This is a genomic window from Janthinobacterium sp. TB1-E2 (assembly GCF_036885605.1).
In the GTDB taxonomy this organism is placed as follows: domain Bacteria; phylum Pseudomonadota; class Gammaproteobacteria; order Burkholderiales; family Burkholderiaceae_D; genus Janthinobacterium; species Janthinobacterium aestuarii.
The window spans coordinates 3,341,947-3,363,934 of sequence record NZ_CP142523.1 but is presented as its reverse complement, the minus strand read 5'-3'; the positions used below and the strand labels follow the sequence as shown (position 1 = coordinate 3,363,934).

General features: G+C 59.8%; 20 protein-coding genes and 1 pseudogene. 11 read left to right on the top strand and 10 right to left on the bottom strand.

All coding sequences use genetic code 11. The features are described 5' to 3' along the window. Nucleotide 1: 1 nt before the first annotated feature. The 3 genes from OPV09_RS14905 to OPV09_RS14895 are packed head-to-tail and all read right to left on the bottom strand — an operon-like array spanning nt 2 to nt 3,804. Nucleotides 2–2,353 (bottom strand): hypothetical protein, encoded by a 2,352-nt coding sequence (locus tag OPV09_RS14905; protein WP_338678609.1) that lies wholly within the window; start codon nt 2,351–2,353, stop codon nt 2–4. Continuing rightward, a complete protein-coding gene (locus OPV09_RS14900; protein ID WP_338678608.1) occupies nt 2,350–3,117 on the bottom strand; it encodes a PP2C family serine/threonine-protein phosphatase in 768 nt (255 codons plus the stop codon). The genes OPV09_RS14905 and OPV09_RS14900 overlap by 4 nt, the downstream gene beginning before the upstream one ends. A 3-nt stretch (nt 3,118–3,120) precedes the next feature. Further along, nucleotides 3,121–3,804 carry a vWA domain-containing protein gene (locus OPV09_RS14895; protein WP_072453725.1) on the bottom strand — a complete coding sequence of 228 codons (684 nt, stop codon included), beginning with the start codon at nt 3,802–3,804 and terminating at the stop codon, nt 3,121–3,123. 277 nt (nt 3,805–4,081) lie between these two features. Between OPV09_RS14895 and OPV09_RS14890 the strand changes: the two genes are divergently transcribed. The 5 genes from OPV09_RS14890 to OPV09_RS14870 all read left to right on the top strand — a co-directional run bounded on the left by OPV09_RS14890 (nt 4,082) and on the right by OPV09_RS14870 (nt 7,095). Beyond that, complete coding sequence (locus OPV09_RS14890) at nt 4,082–4,810, top strand: helix-turn-helix transcriptional regulator (RefSeq protein ID WP_338678607.1); 729 nt, start codon at nt 4,082–4,084, stop codon at nt 4,808–4,810. Between the two features lie 186 nt (nt 4,811–4,996). Then, nucleotides 4,997–5,446, top strand: a complete 450-nt coding sequence (locus OPV09_RS14885) for a hypothetical protein (RefSeq protein ID WP_338678606.1) — start codon at nt 4,997–4,999, stop codon at nt 5,444–5,446. A gap of 33 nt (nt 5,447–5,479) precedes the next feature. Beyond that, nucleotides 5,480–5,872: a hypothetical protein gene (locus OPV09_RS14880; RefSeq protein WP_338678605.1), complete on the top strand. Its 393-nt coding sequence runs from the start codon at nt 5,480–5,482 to the stop codon at nt 5,870–5,872. Nucleotides 5,873–6,031: 159 nt separating this feature from the next. After that, nucleotides 6,032–6,475 (top strand): hypothetical protein, encoded by a 444-nt coding sequence (locus tag OPV09_RS14875; RefSeq protein WP_072453729.1) that lies wholly within the window; start codon nt 6,032–6,034, stop codon nt 6,473–6,475. A gap of 95 nt (nt 6,476–6,570) precedes the next feature. Next, nucleotides 6,571–7,095, top strand: coding sequence for a hypothetical protein (locus OPV09_RS14870; protein ID WP_139248273.1), 525 nt, complete (start codon nt 6,571–6,573; stop codon nt 7,093–7,095). A 32-nt stretch (nt 7,096–7,127) separates the two neighbouring features. Here OPV09_RS14870 and OPV09_RS14865 read toward each other — a convergent pair whose 3' ends face one another. Then, nucleotides 7,128–7,583 carry a tellurite resistance TerB family protein gene (locus tag OPV09_RS14865; RefSeq protein ID WP_338678604.1) on the bottom strand — a complete coding sequence of 152 codons (456 nt, stop codon included), beginning with the start codon at nt 7,581–7,583 and terminating at the stop codon, nt 7,128–7,130. Nucleotides 7,584–7,897: 314 nt separating this feature from the next. Here OPV09_RS14865 and OPV09_RS28415 point away from each other — a divergent pair. The 3 genes and pseudogenes from OPV09_RS28415 to OPV09_RS14855 form a co-directional block, all read left to right on the top strand. Beyond that, a pseudogene (locus OPV09_RS28415) lies at nt 7,898–8,074 on the top strand (lipid II flippase family protein); the annotation flags it as partial. A gap of 157 nt (nt 8,075–8,231) precedes the next feature. Next, nucleotides 8,232–8,330 (top strand): lipid II flippase family protein, encoded by a 99-nt coding sequence (locus OPV09_RS28410; protein WP_425323990.1) that lies wholly within the window; start codon nt 8,232–8,234, stop codon nt 8,328–8,330. Between the two features lie 213 nt (nt 8,331–8,543). After that, the gene (locus OPV09_RS14855) at nt 8,544–9,668 is read left to right on the top strand and encodes a DUF4062 domain-containing protein (protein WP_338678603.1); all 1,125 of its coding nucleotides are present in this window, start codon (nt 8,544–8,546) and stop codon (nt 9,666–9,668) included. Nucleotides 9,669–9,788: 120 nt separating this feature from the next. Here the strand turns inward: OPV09_RS14855 and purL are convergent, their stop codons facing one another. Both purL and OPV09_RS14845 read right to left on the bottom strand, forming a co-directional pair. Further along, nucleotides 9,789–13,826 carry a phosphoribosylformylglycinamidine synthase gene (gene purL / locus OPV09_RS14850; protein ID WP_338678601.1) on the bottom strand — a complete coding sequence of 1,346 codons (4,038 nt, stop codon included), beginning with the start codon at nt 13,824–13,826 and terminating at the stop codon, nt 9,789–9,791. Between the two features lie 193 nt (nt 13,827–14,019). Further along, a complete protein-coding gene (locus OPV09_RS14845) occupies nt 14,020–15,084 on the bottom strand; it encodes a GGDEF domain-containing protein (protein ID WP_338678600.1) in 1,065 nt (354 codons plus the stop codon). A 348-nt stretch (nt 15,085–15,432) separates the two neighbouring features. Here OPV09_RS14845 and OPV09_RS14840 point away from each other — a divergent pair, with 348 nt between their 5' ends. Continuing rightward, complete coding sequence (locus OPV09_RS14840) at nt 15,433–17,058, top strand: tetratricopeptide repeat-containing response regulator (protein ID WP_034748563.1); 1,626 nt, start codon at nt 15,433–15,435, stop codon at nt 17,056–17,058. 298 nt (nt 17,059–17,356) lie between these two features. Here the strand turns inward: OPV09_RS14840 and OPV09_RS14835 are convergent, their stop codons facing one another. The 3 genes from OPV09_RS14835 to OPV09_RS14825 form a co-directional block, all read right to left on the bottom strand. Then, a complete protein-coding gene (locus OPV09_RS14835) occupies nt 17,357–18,451 on the bottom strand; it encodes a S41 family peptidase (protein ID WP_338678599.1) in 1,095 nt (364 codons plus the stop codon). A gap of 63 nt (nt 18,452–18,514) precedes the next feature. Beyond that, complete coding sequence (locus OPV09_RS14830; protein ID WP_219330379.1) at nt 18,515–19,024, bottom strand: MarR family winged helix-turn-helix transcriptional regulator; 510 nt, start codon at nt 19,022–19,024, stop codon at nt 18,515–18,517. 169 nt (nt 19,025–19,193) lie between these two features. Next, complete coding sequence (locus OPV09_RS14825) at nt 19,194–19,496, bottom strand: HNH endonuclease (RefSeq protein ID WP_070301846.1); 303 nt, start codon at nt 19,494–19,496, stop codon at nt 19,194–19,196. A 793-nt stretch (nt 19,497–20,289) separates the two neighbouring features. Here OPV09_RS14825 and OPV09_RS14820 point away from each other — a divergent pair. Next, nucleotides 20,290–20,631, top strand: coding sequence for a hypothetical protein (locus OPV09_RS14820; RefSeq protein WP_338678598.1), 342 nt, complete (start codon nt 20,290–20,292; stop codon nt 20,629–20,631). Between the two features lie 395 nt (nt 20,632–21,026). Next, nucleotides 21,027–21,284 (top strand): hypothetical protein, encoded by a 258-nt coding sequence (locus OPV09_RS14815; protein ID WP_338678597.1) that lies wholly within the window; start codon nt 21,027–21,029, stop codon nt 21,282–21,284. Nucleotides 21,285–21,541: 257 nt separating this feature from the next. On the opposite strand, the gene OPV09_RS14810 is transcribed toward OPV09_RS14815, so the two are convergent. Next, the gene (locus OPV09_RS14810; RefSeq protein WP_338678596.1) at nt 21,542–21,946 is read right to left on the bottom strand and encodes a hypothetical protein; all 405 of its coding nucleotides are present in this window, start codon (nt 21,944–21,946) and stop codon (nt 21,542–21,544) included. Nucleotides 21,947–21,988: the final 42 nt, after the last annotated feature.

Below are 21,988 nucleotides of genomic sequence, written 5' to 3'. Positions count from 1 at the left end.
TCTAATTTTCCGCCGTGACGGCCACGCCGCCCGGCACAAAGCTGACCCGGCCATCGCGGTAGCGCACGAGCACCACCACCTTCGATTCCAGCAATTGACCGTGCTGCACGGCCGGCAAATAAGTCCAGCGCTTGACGCTATCGAGCAGCACCTTGTTGAGCATCGGCTCCATCGGCAACTCGGCCGCCGCATAGGTCAGGGTGCCGTCGGCCGCGATGGTCAGGGTCAGGCGGTTTTCACCCGTTGCGTGCTTTTCGTCCAGCACGCCATACGCAACCGTCGTCATCGTGTCGCGCTGCACGCCGCCGACTTGGTCGCGCAAGGGCGGCATGGCCTTGAGTTTGGCCGCCAACAGCGCGCCCTCGGCCAGCACCTTGTCCCAGCGTTTCTGGTAATCCCACCCCTGAGCCAGGCGCAACACCTTGGCGTTCAGGTCCATGCGCTGCATCGTGCGAGCGACGCCGTTGTCGGCCGGTCCGCCCGGTTCCGTCGGCAAGGCGTTCTGCACGGCATAACGGTAAGCCGTCAGCTGCGCCAGCGCCACCAGATTCACGGCATCGCGCTCATCGCCGCCGCGCAGCAGGGCCGTGGCCGCGATGCCCAGCCAGGCTACGCCATCGGTGGGGCGTGCCCACACGGCTTGCTCGAAATACTGGCGCGCCGCCTGCGGTTCGTCCAGGCTCAGGTACATGCGGCCCATGGCCGCCGCCGCCAGATAGTCGCGCGGGTCGGCTTGCAAGTTGTCGAGATACGTATCCGACAATTCGGGGGCGTAGCCCGGCATCGACCCCAGGCCTTCCATCAAGGTGGTGCGCAGCCGGACGCGCATCGGGTCGCCAGCGTAGGTGGACGGCTTTCCTTCGCCGGCCCGGTACAACAGCTGCAAGCCGCGCGTAACAGCGTCGTCGTCGCCCTTGCTGACCGCTTGCGACAGGCTGCGCACGGCCTTGCGCGCATCGGACGGCTGGAAACCGGCCGCCTTGCGCGTGCGCCAGCGAAATACTTCCAGGCCAGCCGCCTGGTCCGCTTGCGCCTGCAGGCTGGCCTTGTCCGTCACTTCATCGGACGACGAGGTCCAGGCCGTAAAGCCGATCAGAAACAGCACGATCAGCAGCACCACCACGGCCCAGCCCTTGCCGGAAATGCCAACCGCCTTGACCTGCGCACCGCCTGCAGGCAGCCGCACGGGCGCCTGCCCCGGCGCCGTATGGTGCGCGCCGCGCGCGCTGCGCTGCTGCGGCTGGGACTGCGCCAGTATCTGCTGCTGGGCAAGCACGGACGCCTGCCCGGCCGCGACGATGACCTTGTCGCGCGCGCAGGCCGCGCAGCCGAGGCCCGCGAAATGCTGGTGTTCGGCATTCACGCCACACACGACGAGCTTGCCGTCGCTGCGCTGCGCATAGCCGCGCAGCAACTGCGCCCAGTCGGCCGCCGAGGGCCGCTGCGGTTTGGGGGACTGGGAAAACGCGCGGTCGAACATGGCGCGCAGCTCGGGTGGCATCAAGGCATGGCCGCTGGTCGCGTTCGGCGCCAGCTGCTTGTGGCGTTTGACGCCATACGCATAACAGCCGTCGCGGATGCGCCCGGGAATATCGGTCGCCACTTGCGCATTGCCGGGCCGCCCGCTGTACGGGTGGATGCCAAAGTTGAGCAATTGGAAGATGACGACGGCCAGCGCAAAACGGTCTTGCGCCATTTCCGTGCCCGCCGGCATGCCCTTGCGCTGGAATTCCGGCGCCAGGTAGTCGGCCGTGAATTGCTCGGCAGGAAAACGCTCGGCATGGCCCTGGATGCTGAAGCCGTCGCAATCGAGCATGGCGATGTACAGCGAATCGCGGTAAAAGCGCAAATTCACGGGTTTCAGATCAACCACGTAATGCTGCTGTTGATGCAGCGCATCGATGACAGCGGCCAGGTTGGCGGCCAGGGTCAGCTTGGGTCCGAGCCCCGTGGGCAAGCCGGCCGCGCGCGCTTGCCGCTCCTGCATGATCTGTTCCAGCTCGGCCGTTTGCGCCATGTCCAGCAAGGGCATGACGAAACCTGCAAAGCCGCCCTGGCCGTCGAACACGGCCGCTTGCGGCCAGGCGATCTGCACGTAGCGCTTGCCGTTTTCCAACTGATCGGGCAGTTTGGGCGTCAGTTCCAGCATCGCTTCAAGCTTGCGCCGGTTGGCGGCCCGGTCCAGGTGCGGGTGGTACAGCTTGGCCACCTGCGTGGGCGCGCCCGGCAGCAGATACACGCTGCCCGCGCCGCCGCTCTTGATGAGTTTGCCCAAGACCAGGCTACGGACTTTGTCGAGCCAGATTTTTCCACCCGGACTCAGGCCCGGTGTCACGCCCTGCTTCCGGCTCATGCGCGCAAAGCCAGCAACAGGGTCTTGTCGTCGCCCGTGATCTGGTGCGTGCGCGGGTCGGCCAGGGTGGATGCCAGTGCTTCATTGCCCAGTTCGATGCTCTCGACCGTGCGCAGATAGCCTTGCACGGCATCCATGAACGGCGCGTACAAGGCCGCATTGTTCTTGCTCATGGAAAAGGGCATGCAACCATCCGACATCAGCACGACGCCGCGCACGGACTGGGGTATTGGCAGCAGGCGCAGCTGTTCGCGCCAGCGTTCGCCGCTGATAAAGTATGTTTCGTTCGCGTATTCGCCGTTGGCGGGCAGCGAGATCAGTTCGCCGCCATCGCCCAGTTGCGCCACGCCCAGGCCATCGCCCAGGTGGAAGAAGAAGCCGGTATCTTGCCCCATGACCACGCCGACGACTGTGGCAGCGTAATCGTCGAGAGTGGCGTTGGCGGCGCGAGCGATATCGTCCAGCGCGGCGCGGATCTGCGCCAGGGCGCCTGCCAACGCGCCGTCATGTAAATCCTGCACGGTGGCGCCCTGCTCCAGCCGTCCGGCCAGCGCCTGCACGGTTTGCGCGGAAACAAACTGTGCGCCCTGCTCGCTGAGCCTGGCCGAACCGGCGCCATCGCAGACAATGGCCACCAGGACGTCGCCCACGACGGCGTGCGCATGCGCATCCTGGCAAGGGATGTCTTTATCCAGATGCGCCTTGCCCGTGACGGAGGCGCCAAACGTGCGCCAGGAATCCTGTGTTGCTTGCACTGCTGCCATCGATCAGGTGCTCACGACAGACCAGCCGTCCGTCGAGGCCAGTTGCGCCTGCGCGCCGGGACGCGATTGCGACACCACCTGCATGCTGGCGCTCAGCCACAGGAACAGTTCGCGGAACTGCAAGCCCTTCAGCTGCTTCACGCCGCGTTCGCCACGACTGGAAAACTGCCCCAGGGAATCGATGTTCGCGTTGTCGCCCACGGCGATGGGGAAGATCGCCACTTTATTGGCCTGCTCGGCCGCGCGCGCCTGCTCGGCGCCGTGCTGCCAGCGGTCCGTCGGTTCGCCGTCCGACATCAAAAACAGCCACGGCCGCGTGTACGCCACGCCCGCCTGGCGGAAGCGCTGCTTTTCCTGCTCGATCTCGGCCAGCGCCAGCTCGACGGCCGCGCCGGTCGGCGTGGTGCCGTTCGCTTCAAGCCGGGGCGCCGTGAAATCCATGGCATCGCACCAGTTGCTGGCCACCACGGCTTCATCGTGGGCGCCATATTGAATCACGAGGATGCGCACGCGCTTGGCGGCGATCACGTCGGACTTGAGTTCCTGTTCCAGCAAGGCCAGACCTTCGTTCAGCAGGGCGACGGGCTCGCCATCCATGCTGCCGGAGCAGTCCAGCACGAGCACCAGCGGTGTGCGTTGTTCGGTATTGTCGACGAGGGCGACGTCGGGAATCATTATTGAACTCATGGGCTATCGGCAAATGTAAAATCGGTCATAGTGCGAATCTTACATCATGGACGTGTTTTGCCCGTGCAAGTTTCCTACAGAACACTATCCAACCATATTATTGCAAACCATTGCAGCACTGATGTCTTTGTACTATCTTGATAGTTGCCCAGGCCAGATGGCAGCGGCCAGCCCCTCCTCACAAAGGCGGGGCGGATCGCTGCGCAACAACGCCCTTACCCAGTTCCGCACCTGCACGCCTGCGGCACGCTGATCTAATCAGGCTATGGGGACAAGCATGGGCACAGGTAGCGCGGATGTGGGCAAACTGATTGCCGCCTTGTACGAGACGGCTTGCGGCACGGACAACTGGCCGCAGCTCGACAGCGCCGCCCTGAACAGCCGGCAATGGCAGGAACTTTTGCCGCATCTGCAACGCGCCCTGTGCCTGCAGCAGCGCCTGCGCGAGGCGCAACTGGCCAGCCGATGCGCGCTGGCGGCGCTCGACGCCATGGGCGCTGCCGTGCTGGTGCTCGACGCGGGCCTCGGGCTGCGCTTCGCCACGCCCGCCGGCCACGCCCTGCATGCGGCGCAACTGGCGCACGCTGTGCCGCCCGCCCTCGTGCGTGCCGTGCGCCTCGTCATCGCCAGCGCCGGCGGCGCGCCGCAATGCCAGTCGCTGCGCCTGGCGCGCAAGCAGCAAACGCCGCTGGCTCTGACCGTCACCCTGCTCGCCGCCTGCCAGCCTCCATGTGCGCTGCTGATTGCACGCGATCCCACACAGGCGAGCACGTCCGTCCCCGCCTTGCGCCAGCTGTTCGACTTGACGCAAGCCGAAGCGCTGGTGGGCAAGGAGCTGGCGCAAGGGGCCACCATCGAGGAAATCGCCGCGCGCAGCGGCATCAGCGTCAACACCGTCAAGACGCATCTGCACCACACCTACCTGAAAACGGACACGCGGCGCCAGGGCGAGCTGATCGCGCTGATCCACGGCGCGACCGCGCATCTGGCCGTGCTCGACGCATGAGGCTGTCTCATCCGATCGGATGATGTACAGGACAACTTGCCTGCCTACACTGGCAAGACCGGTCGCCCGCACCTTGCCAGTGTCACCACAACGCGTACGGACCAGCCGGTTCGCTTTTCCTGATATCGACAACAATATCGCCGCGCCGGCAGCGGACGGCACCAAAGTTCAAGGATGGGTAGAAAAATGAAAACATGGATCTTGGCCGGCACCCTGGGCGTCTGCGCCCTGCTGGCAAATGCACAGTCGCTTCCCGACAGCCAGACCGTCGTCGTTCCAGGCGGACGCCTGCAGACGATCGAAATGCCGGTACACAAACATTTCATGACTGCGGAAAGGTTTGCCCCGTTCCGCGGCGGCTATGAGCTGGCGAACGGCCAGGTGCTCTACCTGCGCAATGCAAGCAGCATCGGCGCCATCATGTATGCGCGCATCGATGGTCAGGAAGAACACCGCATCGTCGCCACCGACAACAACAGCTTCGTGGCGCTCGACCGGCAGCTGGCCATGCGCATCGACTTGCGCGACGATGGCAGCGTGGGCGGCGAAGTGCTGATGCTGGTGCCGGCCGAAAAACTGGCCAGCGGCGACATCGTGCCGGCCCACGTGCAAAGCATGGGCCTGGCATCGCGCTAAGGCAGCAAGTCCCCTTCAGCATGGGTGGCAGCCATGAGCAGACAATATTCTGTCCAACAGCAAAACGCGCTGACCCTGGCCGCCATCAAACAGACGGCGGCCTGGTGGCGCGCCCGTCCCCTGCCCGACGCCCTGTGCCAGTACGCGGCCAGCCATGGCGTGGCGCTGAGCGCGGCCCTCATGCTCGACCTGCGGCTGGCCTACCCCGGCATGCCCGCCGTGTACGGCAAGCTGCTGAGTGCCGACGGCCACTTCATCCACTTCGAAATGGATCTCGACGATGCCTTGTGCCCGCTGCCCGGCAGCGTGGCCTGGGACGACATCAGCGCCAGATATGACCTGGCCGCACACAAACGCGGCACTGGCGTGGGATACGGCGAGTTATGCAAGAAGGTGCTGCAAGAAATGAATCACGCTGCGCGCTAGTGCATAAACCACCGCCATGCGATGGCCTACCACGCAAAATATCAAGGCCGTCTCCACCGAATGAACGATGCGCAGCGCCAAACCTGTGCCTAGACTGGTTCCTGCCCTATGCCCGCCCGCATCACGCGCCAGAGGCCATCAACCAACGAGGACAACAACATGAAAACCATCATCCTGGGCACACTGCTGTGCCTCGCCGCCGCCAGCACGGCAGCCATCGCGCAAACCCTGCCGCCCGAGCACACTGTCACCGTGCCGGGCAACATGCTGCGCATCGATGTGCCCGAACACCCGCGCTACATGATGCGCCGGGATTTCAAGCAATTCGTCGGCGTCTATGATCTGTCGAATGGCGACACCCTGGAACTGCGCCTCGCCGGCGCTGAAAAGTATGCGCGTATCGGCAAACAGGAAGAGCACCGCATCGTCGCCACCGACCACAACGCCTTCGTCGCGCTGGACCGCCAGATGAAGGTGCGCATCAACCATAACGATGACGGCAGCGTCGATGGCGAACTGGTCATGGTGGTACCGTCGCAGAAGGTATCGAGCGGCGGCATCGTGCCTTCCCACGTGCAAAACATCGGCCTGGCGTCGCGTTGAGGCGGCGTACAGGCGCGGCAGGCACCGGCGCTGCCATCGCGTGCTATCATCGCCGCCAAATTCCTTAAACGAATGGCAACGGCCCATGGAGCGCAATGCAGACACCTCGCAGTAATCCGATATTCACCGTGCTGCGCGGCGGCCTGCGCCTGCTGGCCTGGCCCTTGATGGCCCTCGTCAGCGCCGCGTGCACCAGCACCACGCGCCATCCTGCCAGCGAGCCCACGCAAGTCGTCCTGCGCTTTACCTATGACGACGGCAAGCCGATGCGGCATGACGATTACCTGGCCAATGCGCGCCAGCAAACGTATATCAAGCACTGCAGCAAGATAGGTAGCACCACTGTCTGCGACATCGGCTCGGATCCCCTCTTCATGGGTGGCGACGCCCCGCTGGACGCCAACGGCGAAGTGCGCGTCACCCTGCACTCGACCGGCCCCATTGGCAACAATCCGAACCACCACTGCATCAAGGGCAAAAGCTACGTCTTTGATTCCGGCGACTGGAGACGCGGTCCGTTTCACCATGGCCAGGTGATCGAGATCCGCTACAGGATCAGCGAAGTGCAAACGGCGTGCCCCTGGTCGTCGGGCACGCCGCCGTGGTGGGACAAGAGTTAAGTCTGGCCAGCCGTGGCCGGCTGGCTTGAAAGTTACTGCAGCTCGAACTCGCCTGGATTCAAGCCCAGTTCGCGCGCGATCTTGCTGGCCACGCGCTGCTCATTGGCGTCGAAATTACCGTCCGACGAAGCGACGGCGATAATCATGCGCACCAGCAAGCGCGACGCCTCCACATTCGACTTCATCTTGCCCAGCGCCTGATACGCCTTGGCTTCGCCGATATCCTTGTCGAACTCCAGCTGCCCGACATATTCCTGGAACGCCTTGATCACGTCCGTGGTGGTAAACACCGACAGCGCATCATTACTTTCAATAAACTTCACCATCTTCTGCTTCTCTTCCGCACTGACACTGCCATCCGCCATCGCGATCAGGGCCGATCCCGCCATCGCGGCATTCAGGAAATCCTTGTTCTTGTACTTCAGTGCTTCGGTTCTCAGTTCGCTGGCTTTGGTCTTCAGTTTGGACAGAAAGGAATCGAAACTCATGGCGTACCTCCGGGTTGGTTGGTTCATGTCGAGCGGCAAGTCGTGCCGCTACCTAGGATAGTTGAGGGTGCAAGCTTGAAATACAAGCAAGGAAACCAGTCAGACGCTCACTGGCGGCATTTATCTCACCCACAGGCAAAGGCCGGGGTCAGACCCGTCGGGTCTGACCCCAATTTCTGCCTTGGGGTGAAATTCAGTCAACTCCACACAAACCACCACAAAACCCCAATAACATAAAATTATCTCATTTGCAGTTGAAAAATAAGTAACTCCATGGCAGCATGGAATGATATTTTCTTTACTGCAAGGTTGTGATGGACAAGCAATTGCTGTTGATTTGCGCACTGACGTTCATCATCCACATTATCGGCACGCTCGCCTACTCCGTGCGCATCGCTGGCATCCGCACGCGGCGCATCGCCGTGTCGCTGGCGCTGTTCAGCATTTTGATGTTGCTGTCGCGCACTTCGAACTCTTTTCTGGGCCCGTTTACGCCATGAACGTCATCGCCACGGCCCTTTGGACGGTGGGCGCATCGTTGTCCACCTTACACCGCGGCCCTGTACGCAGGCGTGCTCGACCCCAGCGTGCGCGTCACCTCCAGCACGCTTTCATCAATCATCAATCATCAACGGCGGCGCCACCATCATGATGGCCGTCTTCATCGACCCGCACATGTCGGGCATGACGGATGACGTCATCGAAGGCAAGATCGAAGAATCGCAGTTCCGGCGAGCGGTGGTGTGACTGGTTGGGAACAGATTGGCAGGAACGCTGATTGCGCAGTTTTTGCTGGTGCCGGCGGCGGCGGTGATTGTGGGGATGGCGAAGGGATTGTAATGAAATCTGCACCAATAAGGAATGCAAAAAATTAATTATTAAAAATTAAATATTTAAATTCACATACGCTGTAAAATAGAAATACAAATATTCACTTAACCAATTTCCCCAACTCACATTATGGCAACTCCAAAAGTATTTATTAGTTCAACATGTTTCGATCTTGGTGAAATAAGAGAGCAATTAACTAGGTTTGTGAGATCATATGGATTTGACCCAATCTTAAGTGAACATGGTGACGTTTTTTACAAACCAGAGTTTCACACACATGAGTCCTGCATTCATGAAGTTTCAAATTGTCATCTTTTTATCCTAATAATAGGCGGGCGATTCGGCGGAGAGTATGTCTCGGATAAGAGCAAATCCATTACCAATGCCGAGTATTCTGCAGCACGGCAAACAAACATGCCCGTATTTACTTACATTAAAAATAATTTACTATCAAATCACAATCTATATCAGAAAAATAAAAAGCATGCTTTTGCAGCAAATATTGAATATCCAGCAATAGAGAAGCAAGAACATGCAGTAGATATTTTTAAGTTCATTGATGAGGTCAGAAGAAATCCTACAAACAATGCTATCGAAGGATTCGATAATTTCCAGGGAATAGAAAATCATCTCAGAAAGCAATGGGCGGGGATGTTTTTTGATTTACTAAGATCAAGAGAAATTGCAGCACAAATGGACGTTACTAACCAGCTAATATCTGGCATAAGAACATCAAGTCAAAAACTTGAGGATTTAGTGAAAAGTCTATATATATCATCAAACAAAGTTGATGCGGAAAAAGAAATAGCTTCGATTGAAGTGATTAGCGATATTGAATCATTTTATGAAAGCGTTCTCCACCCAAACTGGATTAAAGATGGGAAATATTTGCTGAATATTGAAAATTTTGATTTGATAAAAATTTCCAAAATCTCCCCATCCAAGAAAAAATGGCATGAGTATTTAGTGGATACCGGGCTTTTCAGATACGACCAATTTCCGCTCGACGTTGACGATGAGGCGCAGGGATTTAGCGATGCAGTAACATGCCTAGCCACTATCGAAAGTAATAGTTTTTTCATGATAGGGATCGAAGATGAGGAGAATCAAGAAATTTCATCAATATTTCAAAGATGCATACAGTCATCATCAGCAAAACAGAGAGAAAAAGCGCTACGTAGAATATTTGAAAAATACGCTGCATTTAGTTCGAAAAAAATATTAAATAAAATCAACAATTCACCCTTCGATTAATAAAAATAATATTCCACATAGCTACAATACAAAAAAGCCGCTGTCTCCCGACAGCGGCTTTCTCATTCCCACCCCAGCAGCAGCGCCCTTAACCAAGGCGCCGCGCCGAAAATAGCTGAATTACCCCACAAATTTCCGCGCATTCCTGAACATGCGCATCCACGGCGAATCCTCGCCCCACGCCTCAGGGTGGTACGACTGTTGCACGCTGCGGAACACACGTTCAGCGTGCGGCATCAGCACCGTGAAGCGGCCGTCGGGCGTGGTCACGGAGGTGATGCCTTCCGGCGAACCGTTCGGGTTGTACGGATAGGCTTCCGTGGCGGCGCCCTTGTTGTCGACGAAGCGCATGGCTTTGGTGACTTGGGTGATGTCGCCCGTTTGCGAGAAGTCGGCGTAGCCTTCGCCGTGGGCGATGGCGATGCCGGCTTGGGTGCCGGCCATGCCGTTGAAGAAGATCGATGGGGAATCCATCACTTCGACCATGGCAAAGCGGCCTTCGAATTTCTCCGACTTGTTGCGCGTGAACTTGGGCCAGGCGTGGGCGCCGGGGATGATGGATTTCAAATTGCTCATCATCTGACAGCCGTTGCAGATACCGAGGCCGAAGCTGTCCGTGCGGTTGAAGAAGCGCGCGAACTGTTCCGCCAGGCTGGCGTTGAACAGAATCGTTTTCGCCCAGCCTTCGCCGGCGCCCAGCACGTCGCCGTACGAGAAACCGCCCACGGCGATGACGCCCTGGAAGTCGTCCAGTTTCACGCGGCCCGCGATCAGGTCGCTCATGTGCACGTCGACGGCCGTGAAGCCTGCCTGGTGCATCACGTAGGCCGTCTCGATGTGCGAGTTGACGCCCTGCTCGCGCAGGATGGCGACACGCGGACGCACGCCGGTGGCGATGAATGGCGCGGCGATGTTCTCGTTCTGGTCGAAGGTGACGATAGGCGACATGCCCGGGTCTTGCACGTCCAGCAAGCGGTCGTATTCGGCGTCCGCGCACGCAGGATTGTCGCGCAGGCGAGCGATGCGCCAGCTCGTTTCACTCCACAGGCGATGCAGTTCGGCGCGCGGCTGGGTGTAAATCAGCTTGGCGTCGCGCGTGAATTCGATCACGTCGCGGTCGTTCAATTTACCGATGATATGGCTGCAGGCGCCCAGGTTGAACGTGCGCAGCACGTCCATGACGAGCGACTTTTCTTCCGCCCGCACCTGGATCACGGCGCCCAGCTCTTCGCTGAACAAGGCGCGCAGGGTCAGTTCGTTGCGGCGTTCCGCTACCTGGCCGGCCCAGTTCTTGGCGTCGCCCCAGTCGCTCGAATGCTCGCCTTCCATGGTCAGCATGTCGAGGTTGACGGACATGCCCGTGTGGCCGGCGAAGGCCATTTCCGTCAGGGTGGCGTACAGGCCGCCGTCCGAACGGTCATGGTAGGCCAGCAGCTTGTCGTCGCTGTTCAATTTCTGGATGGCGGCGAAGAAGCCTTTCAGGTCTTCCGCGCTGTCGACGTCCGGCGTTTCATTGCCCAACTGGCCCATGACTTGCGCCAGCGCCGAGGCGCCCAGGCGGTTCTTGCCGCGGCCCAGGTCGATCAAGATCAGCGAGGTCTCGCCCTTGTCCGTTTTCAGTTGCGGCGTGAGCGACTTGCGCACGTCCGTCACTGGCGCGAACGAGGAAACGATCAGCGATACTGGCGACGTGACGGATTTCGCCGCGCCCGTGCTTTCGTCTTTCCACGTCGTGCGCATCGACAGCGAATCCTTGCCGACGGGGATGCTGATGCCCAGCGCCGGGCACAGTTCCATGCCCACGGCTTTTACCGTGTCGTATAGGGCCGCGTCCTGGCCAGGCTGGCCGCAGGCGGCCATCCAGTTGGCGGACAATTTGATGTCGGAGATATCGCTGATTGCTGCGGCGGCGATGTTGGTGACGGCTTCGCCCACGGCCATGCGGCCCGAGGCGGCGGCGTCGATGACGGCCAGCGGCGTGCGTTCGCCCATGGCCATCGCTTCACCCAGGTAGCCTTCGAAACTCATGGTGGTGACGGCGCAATCGGCCACCGGCACTTGCCATGGTCCCACCATCTGGTCGCGCACGGTCATGCCGCCCACGCTGCGGTCGCCGATGGTGATCAGGAACGATTTGTCGGCCACGGTCGGCAGCAGCAGCACTTTTTGCGCTACGTCCTTCAAATCCATGCCCGTCAGGTCGATGGCAGGGAAATCGTTGGCCACGTGGACCACGTCGCGCTGCATCTTCGGCGGCTTGCCCAGCAAGACGTCCATCGGCATGTCGACCGGCTCGTTACCGAGTTCCGTGTCGATCAGTTTCAGTTGACGCTCTTCGGTGGCCACACCCACGGCGGCGAACAGGCAGCGTTCGCGTTCGCACATGGCTTTGAACAGTGGCAGGCTTTCCGGCGCGATGGCGAGAACGTAGCGTTCCTGCGACTCATTGCTCCAGATTTCCTTCGGCGCCATGCCCGATTCTTCCAGCGGCACCTTGCGCAGGTCGAAAATCGCGCCGCGCTTGGCGTCGTTGGTGATTTCCGGGAACGCGTTCGACAAGCCGCCCGCCCCCACGTCGTGGATCGAGATGATCGGATTGTCAAGCCCCATTTGCCAGCAGGCGTTGATGACTTCCTGGGCACGGCGTTCCATTTCAGGGTTGCCGCGCTGGACGGAATCGAAGTCCAGGTCGGCCGTGTTGCTGCCGGTGGTCATCGACGAGGCGGCGCTGCCACCCATGCCGATGCGCATGCCCGGGCCACCGAGCTGCACCAGCAGGCTGCCGACGGGGATGTCGTTCTTGTGCGTGTGCTGCGCCGAGATATTGCCGATGCCGCCAGCGATCATGATCGGCTTGTGGTAGCCGAACACGGCGTCTTTATCTGTACCGACGTTCTGTTCATACGTGCGGAAGTAGCCGCCCAATACGGGACGGCCGAATTCGTTCGAGAACGCGGCGCCGCCCAGCGGGCCTTCGATCATGATTTGCAGGGGCGACGCGATGCGCTCCGGTTTGCCGTATTGGTCCGCATCTGTGCGGCCAGCCAGCGGCGCCGTCACGGAAGCGGCCGTTTCCCAGCTGCGCACGGCGTCCGGCAGCGACAAATTCGAGACGGTGAAGCCGGTCAGGCCAGCTTTTGGCTTGGCGCCGCGGCCCGTTGCGCCTTCGTCGCGGATCTCGCCGCCCGCGCCTGTGGAGGCACCGGGGAATGGAGAAATCGCCGTCGGGTGGTTATGCGTTTCCACCTTCATCAGGGTGTGCGTCAGTTCCGTCGACGCCGCGTATTCGTGGTTTGCACCGCGCGGGTAGAAGCGCGAGACGGTCGCACCTTCCATGATCGAGGAATTGTCGCTGTAAGCGACGACGGTGCCCTTCGGCTGCAGTTCATGCGTATTCTTGATCATGCCGAACAGGGACTTCGGTTGCGCCACGCCGTCGATGGTCCAGTCAGCGTTGAAGATCTTGTGGCGGCAATGCTCGCTGTTCGCCTGCGCGAACATCATCAGTTCCACATCCGTCGGGTTGCGACCGGCCTTGGTGAAGGCGGCGTCCAGGTAGTCGATTTCGTCTTCCGACATCGCCAGGCCCAGTTCCGTGTTCGCCGTTTCCAGCGCGACCTTGCCCTGCCCCAGCAAATCGATCGATTCGAGCGGGCGCGCTTCCAGGGTGCGGAACAGGTCCTTGGCGTCGTCGGCGCTGCGCAGCACGGATTCCGTCATGCGGTCGTGCAGCAGGTCGGCCACGGCTTGTACCTGCTCGTCCGTCAATTTGCCGGCGCCGATGGCGCTGCCCAGGATGCCCGATTTCAGGTTGATGCGGAAAGCGATGCCGCGTTCGACGCGCTTGATGTGCGCCATGCCGCAGTTGTGCGCGATGTCGGTGGCTTTCGAAGCCCACGGCGAGATCGTGCCGAAACGGGGGATGACGAAGAATTCTTCGGCAGCGCCTTCCGTATTGTCAGCCTGGGCCGGCTCGCCGTACGTCAGCAAGGCGCCAAGGCGCGTGCTGTCGTCGTTGGTGAGAGGCGCGCTGGCATCGATGAAATGGACATAGCGTGCTTGTACGGCAACAATCGCAGGCGAGACGGCTTGCAGTTGGCTTAACAGACGGTGGCTACGGAAAACGGACAGGGCATTGGAACCCGGCAGTATCAACATGATTGGAAGGTGGTTGATGCAGCGTGGCTGCGGGTTAAAGGTAGGTATGACAATATCTTTCGTACGGCAAATTTCCTTTGCGCGCATTATACCCGTTTTACCCCTGCCTTATGACCGGAACTTGGCCCTTTGCCACCGTTTTGCCCCTCACAGCGGCAGTTTTTGACACTGCAACAACACCCTCAGCCGGTCATCAGGCGATCACATAGCGGTTCTTGCCTTGCCGCTTGGCCAGGTACAGGGCCTCGTCGGCCAGCCGGTAGCTGTGGCCCAGCTCCTTGTTCCGGTCCAGCTCGGCCACGCCCACGCTGATCGACACGAACTGGGCTGCCAGGAAAGCCTGGCTGACGGCTTCGACCAGGGAGCCTGCAAAGGCGCGCGCGTCTTCCCGGTCGCCCGCGTAGACGATGCCGAATTCCTCGCCGCCCAGGCGGCCGCACAGATGGCCCTGGGCCTTGTCCGCGATGACGGCGGCCGTGCGCACGAGCACCGCGTCGCCCGCATCGTGGCCCTGCTGGTCGTTGATGATCTTGAAATTGTCGATGTCGATCATCAGGAAATGCAGCATGCCGCCATGGCTTGCGCCATGCATCTGCTGGGCGCGCTGCGTGAACATGCGGCGGTTGTTCAAACCCGTCAAACTGTCCTGGAAGGCGAGCCGCGTCAATTCCACCTTGGAGTGATAGTTGCGCAAACGCAATAAACTGAAGCTGACATTCAGTGCCAGCCCGAACAGCACGCTGACGGCGATCATCAAGGGCGCCCAGGACTGGTCGGGCAAGCCCTCGTTGACGGGATACAGGCCATGGCCCACGTTCCACCAAACGCCGGCCACCACGGCCAGGTAGCTGAGACCGCCATTGAAGATGGAGGCGATGGCCAGGGTCATGAAGACGCCCACCGGCAAGACCCAGAAGCTGGCGTGCTGGACGGCGTCGGCCATGGTGCGCAAGCCGAAAGTCAGGGCCAGCACGGCGCAGGCGCCGGTAATCGTCAGCATGGGCAAGGTGGTGCAGCGGTAGCGCACGACCAGGCTGATCAGCATGCCCAGCAGCGCCAGCACGGCATGCGTGAGGTTCGGATGGTAGGTAGGCGGCATCAGCAGCCACGTCAAGCTGAAGGCGATGATGCCCAGCACTTGCGTGACCATGCCGACCCGGTGCAATTCCGCAAAATAGGTATGCTGCTGTTCGCTGTTGCCGCCAAATGCGAGGGGAACGGCAACGCGGCGCAGGGAAGAAAGATCAGGAACACGCATACGGGTATCGACACCAGAAAGAAGAAAAGCGCCCGGTACAGCCTTGCGCATGCCTGGCCGCAAGGTTGTGCGGCATCCAACATTAGTTGTAATTAGGATACTATCATGCTAGTCAACTATGTGCTGGAATTTGCGGCGTCGGCACTGGCGCGCAGCACAACGGCGCCATGAAATACAACGCTGCGCGCCATCGGATGCGCCTTGCGCCCTGCCCCGCACCCGATTGCACGCATTTTGCTGGCAGTGCCGGGCAGCTTTGCAGTATGCTGATAAAAAACAATACTGCCAGGCCGAGACATATAAGAAGAGTTCCCGCAAATGACCGAACAGATGAACGAGAGCTGAACAATGCCAGAAACTAGCGACTTATCTGTCCTGATCGTCGACCCGAACCCCAGCATGCGGGGCAATCTGCACAATATGCTGAATCAGGCTGCCATCACCAAGGTGGAATATGCCGTCAATGCCGGCACGGCCATCCGCTTGCTGACGAAGAAACCGTTCGACATCATCCTGTGCGAATACGATCTTGGCAGCGGCACGGACGGCCAGGATGGCCAGCAATTGCTGGAAGACTTGCGCCACCATAAGCTGATCGGCCTGTGGACGATCTTCATCATGCTGACCTCGGAAGCCATCCACAGCAAAGTGATCAGCGCGGCCGAACTGACTCCGTCCGACTACATATTGAAACCGTTCACCGTCGACGTGCTGAGCGGACGCATCGCGCGCGCCATCGAGCGGCGCGCCATTTTCCTGCCGACCTATCAGCTGATCGACAAGGGCGACTTGCGCGAAGCCGTGAAAAGCTGCCGCGCAGCCGAACTGCAGCACCCGCGCCTGGCGGCCGATTTCGCCCGCCTGCGCGCCGAGCTGCACATCGCCCTGGACGAATGGAAGGAAGCGGAACAGCTGTACGCCGACATGCTGGCCACCCGCCCCATGGCCTGGGCCCACCTGGGACTGGCGCGCACCCTGTTCGAACAGCAGCGCCACGAAGAGGCGCAGGACGCGCTGCTGGAACTGGTGGAGGTCTATCCCCGCTTCATGGCCGCCTACGACCTGCTGGCGCAAAACCATGAAGCCATGGGCCAGCAGCTGCAGGCGAAGAAAATCCTCGAGGACGCGGTGGCCATCTCGCCGCACATGGTACGCCGCTTGCGCCACCTGGGCGGCATCGCCTTCGACACGGGCGACATCGGCGCGGCCGAACGGGCCTACAAGCAGGTGGTGACGAAAGCCAAATACTCGGAATTCCGCGATCCCGAAGATCATGTGAATCTGGTCAAAACGCTGGTCAAGAAAGGCGATGCACCGCAAGCGAGCGGCGTGCTGCGCGACATGGAGCGCTCCTTGCGCGGCGGCGCCAACGTGGAAGCGTGCCGCGCCATCTCGGCCGCCATGCTGCATGAATTGTCGGGCAACGACATCGCCGCCGCCACCGAACTGCAACTGGCCGCCGCCGCCCTGGACACGGCACGGGGCCTGTCGACGCAGCTGAAGGTGGGCCTCGTGCAAAGCTGCCTGAAAAACAACCTGGAACAGGCGGCGTCCGACGTCATGATGAAACTCGTCAACGAAGCCGACAGCGACGTGACGATGGAAGCGGCCGTCGATGTCTTTGAAAAGGCGGGCCGCCACGACCTGGCGCAAGGCATGGGCCAGCAAATCACGAACCAGGTACAGGAACTGATGCAGGATGCGGCCAGCAAGTCGGAAAGCGGAGAGCTCAAGGGAGCCGTATTCGTGCTGCGTCAGGCCCTGCGCAAAACCCCAGGCAACCTGCCCGTGCTGTTCGCCTCCGTCGACGCCATCCTGCGCCAGCTCAACATGCTGGGCTGGGAAGCCCCGCTGGCCGAACAGGCGCAACACCAGATGCAGGTGATCCGCAAGATCGATCCCAAGCATCCGAAGCTCGAGTCGCTCAAGCAGCAGTACGAGGCGACGCAGCACAAGTATGGTATTGCTACCTGATGTGAAGGACGCACTGCAAACCTGCTGCGCAGCCCACTCTCGGGTCGGCGTTGCTCGCCGTACTAAAGTACGGCTGCGCTACTCAACCCGACATTGGGCTTGCTCGCGACGGTTTTCAGAGGCGTCGTGGCGTGCGTTGACGTCAAAAACGCACAGCCCATTTCCGATCATTCACGTAGGTCGGACACGTAGGTCGGATTAGCGTAGCGTAATCCGACGCCATTGTTGGCTCAGTAGTGTCGGATTACGCGGCGTGCCGCCGCTAATCCGACCTACGCACTTGATCAGCTTCGCGATATCAACGCTCGCCCCTGAGCGTGTAGACCGGCTTCTCGGACTCCCCCTTCTCCGTCATCGCCAGCACGCGCTGCAGTTCCTTGCGCTCGTTGCCCTCCTTGGCCGATGACACCAGGTTGCGCAGGATGGCGACATGCGCCGTCTGCAGCGCCTGTGCCGCGGGCACGGCGATGTCCGGCTTCACGCCGACATGCTCCCAGTTGGTTTTGGTGACGGCATTGGTCGTGCGCGCGGTCGGAATCGCGACAATGATGTCCTGCCCTACGTTGTACCAGCTCACGGGATTGGAACCGCCGCCGGTGGTCTCTCCTACCACCGTCCCCCGTTTCTGCGCCTGGATGCCATAGGAGAAATCTTCCCCGCCGGAAAACGTGCGGGCCGAGGTCAGCACGTACACCGGCTTGTCGTAACGCTGTGCGACCGTCTTCACGGTCCAGAACTGCCGCGTCGTACCGGTCGGGCGATCGTACATGTCGATCAGGTGACGCTCGTCGCCGAACGGGAAGAAATGACTCATCAGGTAAGCCACGCTGGCCGGGCTGCCGCCGCCGTTGCGGCGCAGGTCGAGGATCAGCGCATCCGTCCCCGCCATGAGCGACATCGCCGCCGTGTACGCCGCAGCGACGAATTCCGGTCCGCCGAAGCCGCGCAGCTCGATGTAGCCGACGTTGCCGGGAAGGCGTTCGATCTTCTCGATGTCATAGCCGCGCCGCGCGGTCTGGTCGCGCCATTCGTCAATCTTGGCGCGGCTAGGCAGTTCATCGGCACCGCTGCGCTCACGAAGACCTTCGTAAAACGCGGCGCCGAAATGCAAGTCACCGCTCAATTCCCGCAAGTCCTTCGCCAGCGCCGCACTGAAGGCCTTCACGTTGGCGGCGGTCGCATAGCCTCCTTCGGCATTTTTCCTGGTAATCGCAATGCCGACCCGTTCGGCCACCGCTGGCTCGATGTAATTCGCGTTCATTTTCACTGCCAGTGTCTGCACGATCGCCGTGCGATCGGCCGCGTTCAACGCGGTGTCCTCCGCCGCAAAGGCGTGCAACGACAACAACGTGCCCAATACGATTGCTGCGGCAAGCTTCTTTCTACCTGACATACATTCCTCCAAGTTGGACTGCGAAACGTTTGATCGTTGTGTGAAAAAGTGTGCGTGGCGGCATCATTCAGGTTTCTCGCCAGGTGTTGTCGTCGCTGCGTCAGAGCGGGCATCCAGGCGCAGCCTGCCATCGTGGATGCGCGCGCCGAAGGAGCGCGTCTCGAGTACGGCGATCGCCTGTGCGAGGCAGTCGGACAAGGGAAACGCCAGCTCCGCATCGAGGCTGTCGGCCGCAGATTTGGTCGCCTGCCAGCACAACCGCAGGCGCGGCAGCAGCGCTGCGCCAGCGGCGCTGAGGCGCACCACGCGCTGCCTGCCGTCTTCGCCGCCGGCAGCCACCGTCAACAGGCCTTTCTTCACCATCAAAGCCACTGTCTGGGTCGCGGCAGGCTGCGTGAGGCCGCCCAGGGCCGCCAGCTCCCCGATGGTCGCGCTCGGCTGCTCGGCCAGCACCCGCATCACCGGCGTGTAGCGCGGCCGGTAATCGAGCCCCGCTTCCACGTAGGCCTGCTCGACCGCGCCGTCGAGCAGTTCGATGAGATGTCTTAATTGCGTGCCCAGTCCAGGTTTCATGCAACCATCGTAGCACTATTTATATAAGAGCTTATATAAATATTTGAAAACTATTGAAGCGGGCCACCATCCAACCAAGGTGGCCTCAGCGAAGCGCCTGCTTGTGCACGTTATAAGTTAGCGACGATTGGTACTTGGCAATAGGTTCGCTGCCACTGCAGCGCCTGCATCAGCGAGGGAATTTATACCGTACCAGCAGCGTAGCTCCCTTGCCGCCAGGTGGCGTCAGCAGTATCTCGTCACCCGGCTGCATCTCTTCATACATCACCGTGCAACAGGTCGGCATCGAGTGGCCGCGCGCCGGATAAACGCCAACCTCGGTGTGCAGGTTCGCAGCGCGTACGTCCACACTGGACTTGCCGGCCTTTGCTTCGTCTTGCAGCAGCTTGCGCAGTACGGTGACGAAGTCCCCTTTGCTGAGCCTGACAGGTGCCTGGTTTGCTTGCGGGCGAGTGGTTGCGTCGTTTTTCATGGCAGTTTCTTTCAGTAAATAAATTTTCGCCACTATAACATTCGCTCCTGGCGCAACGCGACCAGGGGGCACAGCGGGGCCATCACATCCGACCGAGGCAACTGCGGCAGAACACCTGCGATGGAGCTGCCATCATGATCGGCGCAACATGCCATCTGGCGTCTGGCCAAAGCAGAAGCTACGCTGGCCGCTTACATGCTCCAAGTGATGAGGCGACCAGCCATTTGGGGTAAAGTGCTGCATCCAGCGGATTGACCCGCCGGTTTGAATTGCCAACGGCAGTAGCCAACAGCAGGCATTGCAAACGTTAACGTCTTGTGGGGTTCAAGCACCTAGAGGAAAATCATGGCAGGAAAATTTTTGAGCCGAGGCGCGCTAGTCCACCTTATCAAGAGTCAGGAACGAACTAATGCTATTCAAAAGCGCGATGGATTAACCCAGCACCCGGTGCGAACAACTGTGTGTGGCTGCCCTGACCCTGATTGCGGTGGCTGGCATACCATACTGATTGAGAAAAACGTGCCAACCGAAGACGAATGCAGGTCGATTTTGCAACGTGAAAAGATCAAAAGAAAGGGCTAGTTGCGTATGCCGAATCTGGCCAAGAGCGGATGTTGAATAAGTTTGCGATGGGCAAGAACACAAGTTGTTTAATTCAGGGGCGTGCAGTCGCCCATTTCTAAATATGGAATCAATGACAGTGATGGCAATAAAGTGGAGGAACCAGGAGGTGCGAAGCCACAATGGCCTCGTGTGCAGCAACGGTGACATCTACGAAGTGCACGAAACCTGGATGGCCAGAGTACATGAAAAACAGGAGCTTGGCGGTTGGCTCAATGTCGCGATTCTGGCGCAAGAAGAGCTGTATGGTGGTCAGTACATAGTCAAGTGCGGAGAGGCTGCGGAACACGGCTCAATCGGCGTAGTCGTTTTGGAATCGCTGCAAAATCATGAACCTGTTTGGACGTTTGTTTCGGATCAATCCAATCCATTTGATCAAATAACAATCAAGGGCGGCTGGGTTGTGGTGCTGTCAACGTCAGGCGCCGTGTTACGGTTTGGTGCGCCAATGAGGGAGGCAAGGCTTCTGCTTACGCGTACTTCGATCCATGGCTCTAACGACGGGCGCTTGTAAAGTGGTGAGAGGCTGCGCGTCCGCTATGCTTAGGTGATGCCTTTTAGTCAGCCTCCGGCCAAGAGCAGCCGTTCAATGATCGGTTCAATTATGAAATTTATGCAATACGATGTAGTTAAGATTGTGGCATTCAACGTGCAACAGGCCACATTTTCTGATGCATTCAATCTTCGGCGTCCTGCAATCGCTGACGTCGCAACCATCATTGAAATTTACTCATCACCTCCGGGTTACGAGTTGGAATGCAGTGATGCACACGGTATTACACAATGGCTAGTTGCGTTTCGACCTGAAGATGTAGTGCTCGAGTTGCATCGCTAATTCGACCGAGATCGGCCAGAAGCCACCGTTCGCCGATGTAAAAACTGAAACATCCTTCTTCCTGGAGCATCGATTTGGACAAGATGATTGTTTTGCCAATTTCCGATAATAGTGGCGTAGACTTGAATGGCGTCAAACTACATTCAACAACTGAGGTCGCGGAAGCTCTTGAGAAAATCTCCGCCGAGAACCCGGACATGGCAGTTTCTGTCGAGGCCACCGATTCCAAATGGTATGAATCTATCGGGAAGGCCATTTACGGTAGCCACCGGGCGGGGTTTTCAGGTGAACGGTTTCGCGTACTTATCGATGGCAAGCCTCTGGAAGCCTGACATGAACCTCGGTTACTCCACCGCCTGCTACCGGCCTATCGTGTTGAAAAACGCGGGTAGGTTGACGTTTAGCTAGAAATTCTGACAGCCTAGACTGGCCAGAACCGCCGCTATTGAACGATCTCCGACTGTTTGGAGGTCTGAGACCTCCCGAAATTGTTGCCGATCGACTTCTTCAACACAATAGGCCAAAAGCGGACGGTCAGTCGCCGCGGTTTTGCTTGAGCATGTCCTCGATCAGGACGGCAGGATATTGGTCAGACCTGCCGCTTTATCCCCGGTATTGCAGCGTAGACGTGCAGCACATCTCCATTAATATGTATCACCTGCGCCGGTGTTCCTTCGAACACGGGCGCAAGCAGCAAGGGGCGCAGGTCGCCACTTGCCACTGCCGCATCAAGAAATACCAGCAGCTCAGTGACGCTGGCCTGCGCCACACGGCCCTGGAAGATAACGCGCTTGCCGGCATGTGCGACCAGCTTGTGGGCCACGTAATATGCTGGCGCCGTCAACTGCATCCGCAAGTCGGTCATCGAATCGTATGCGACCAGCGGGCCGCCGCGCAGGACCGGCGCCAGCATGCTGAAAAACAGCGCATCGGCATCCGGTCCCGGCGCGACTTCCTGCTTTGCCAGCGCCGCAAAAGTGTACTCGTTCTTCATGCAGCCCTGGCCTGGTATGGGATGTGCCGACGAACGTCGATG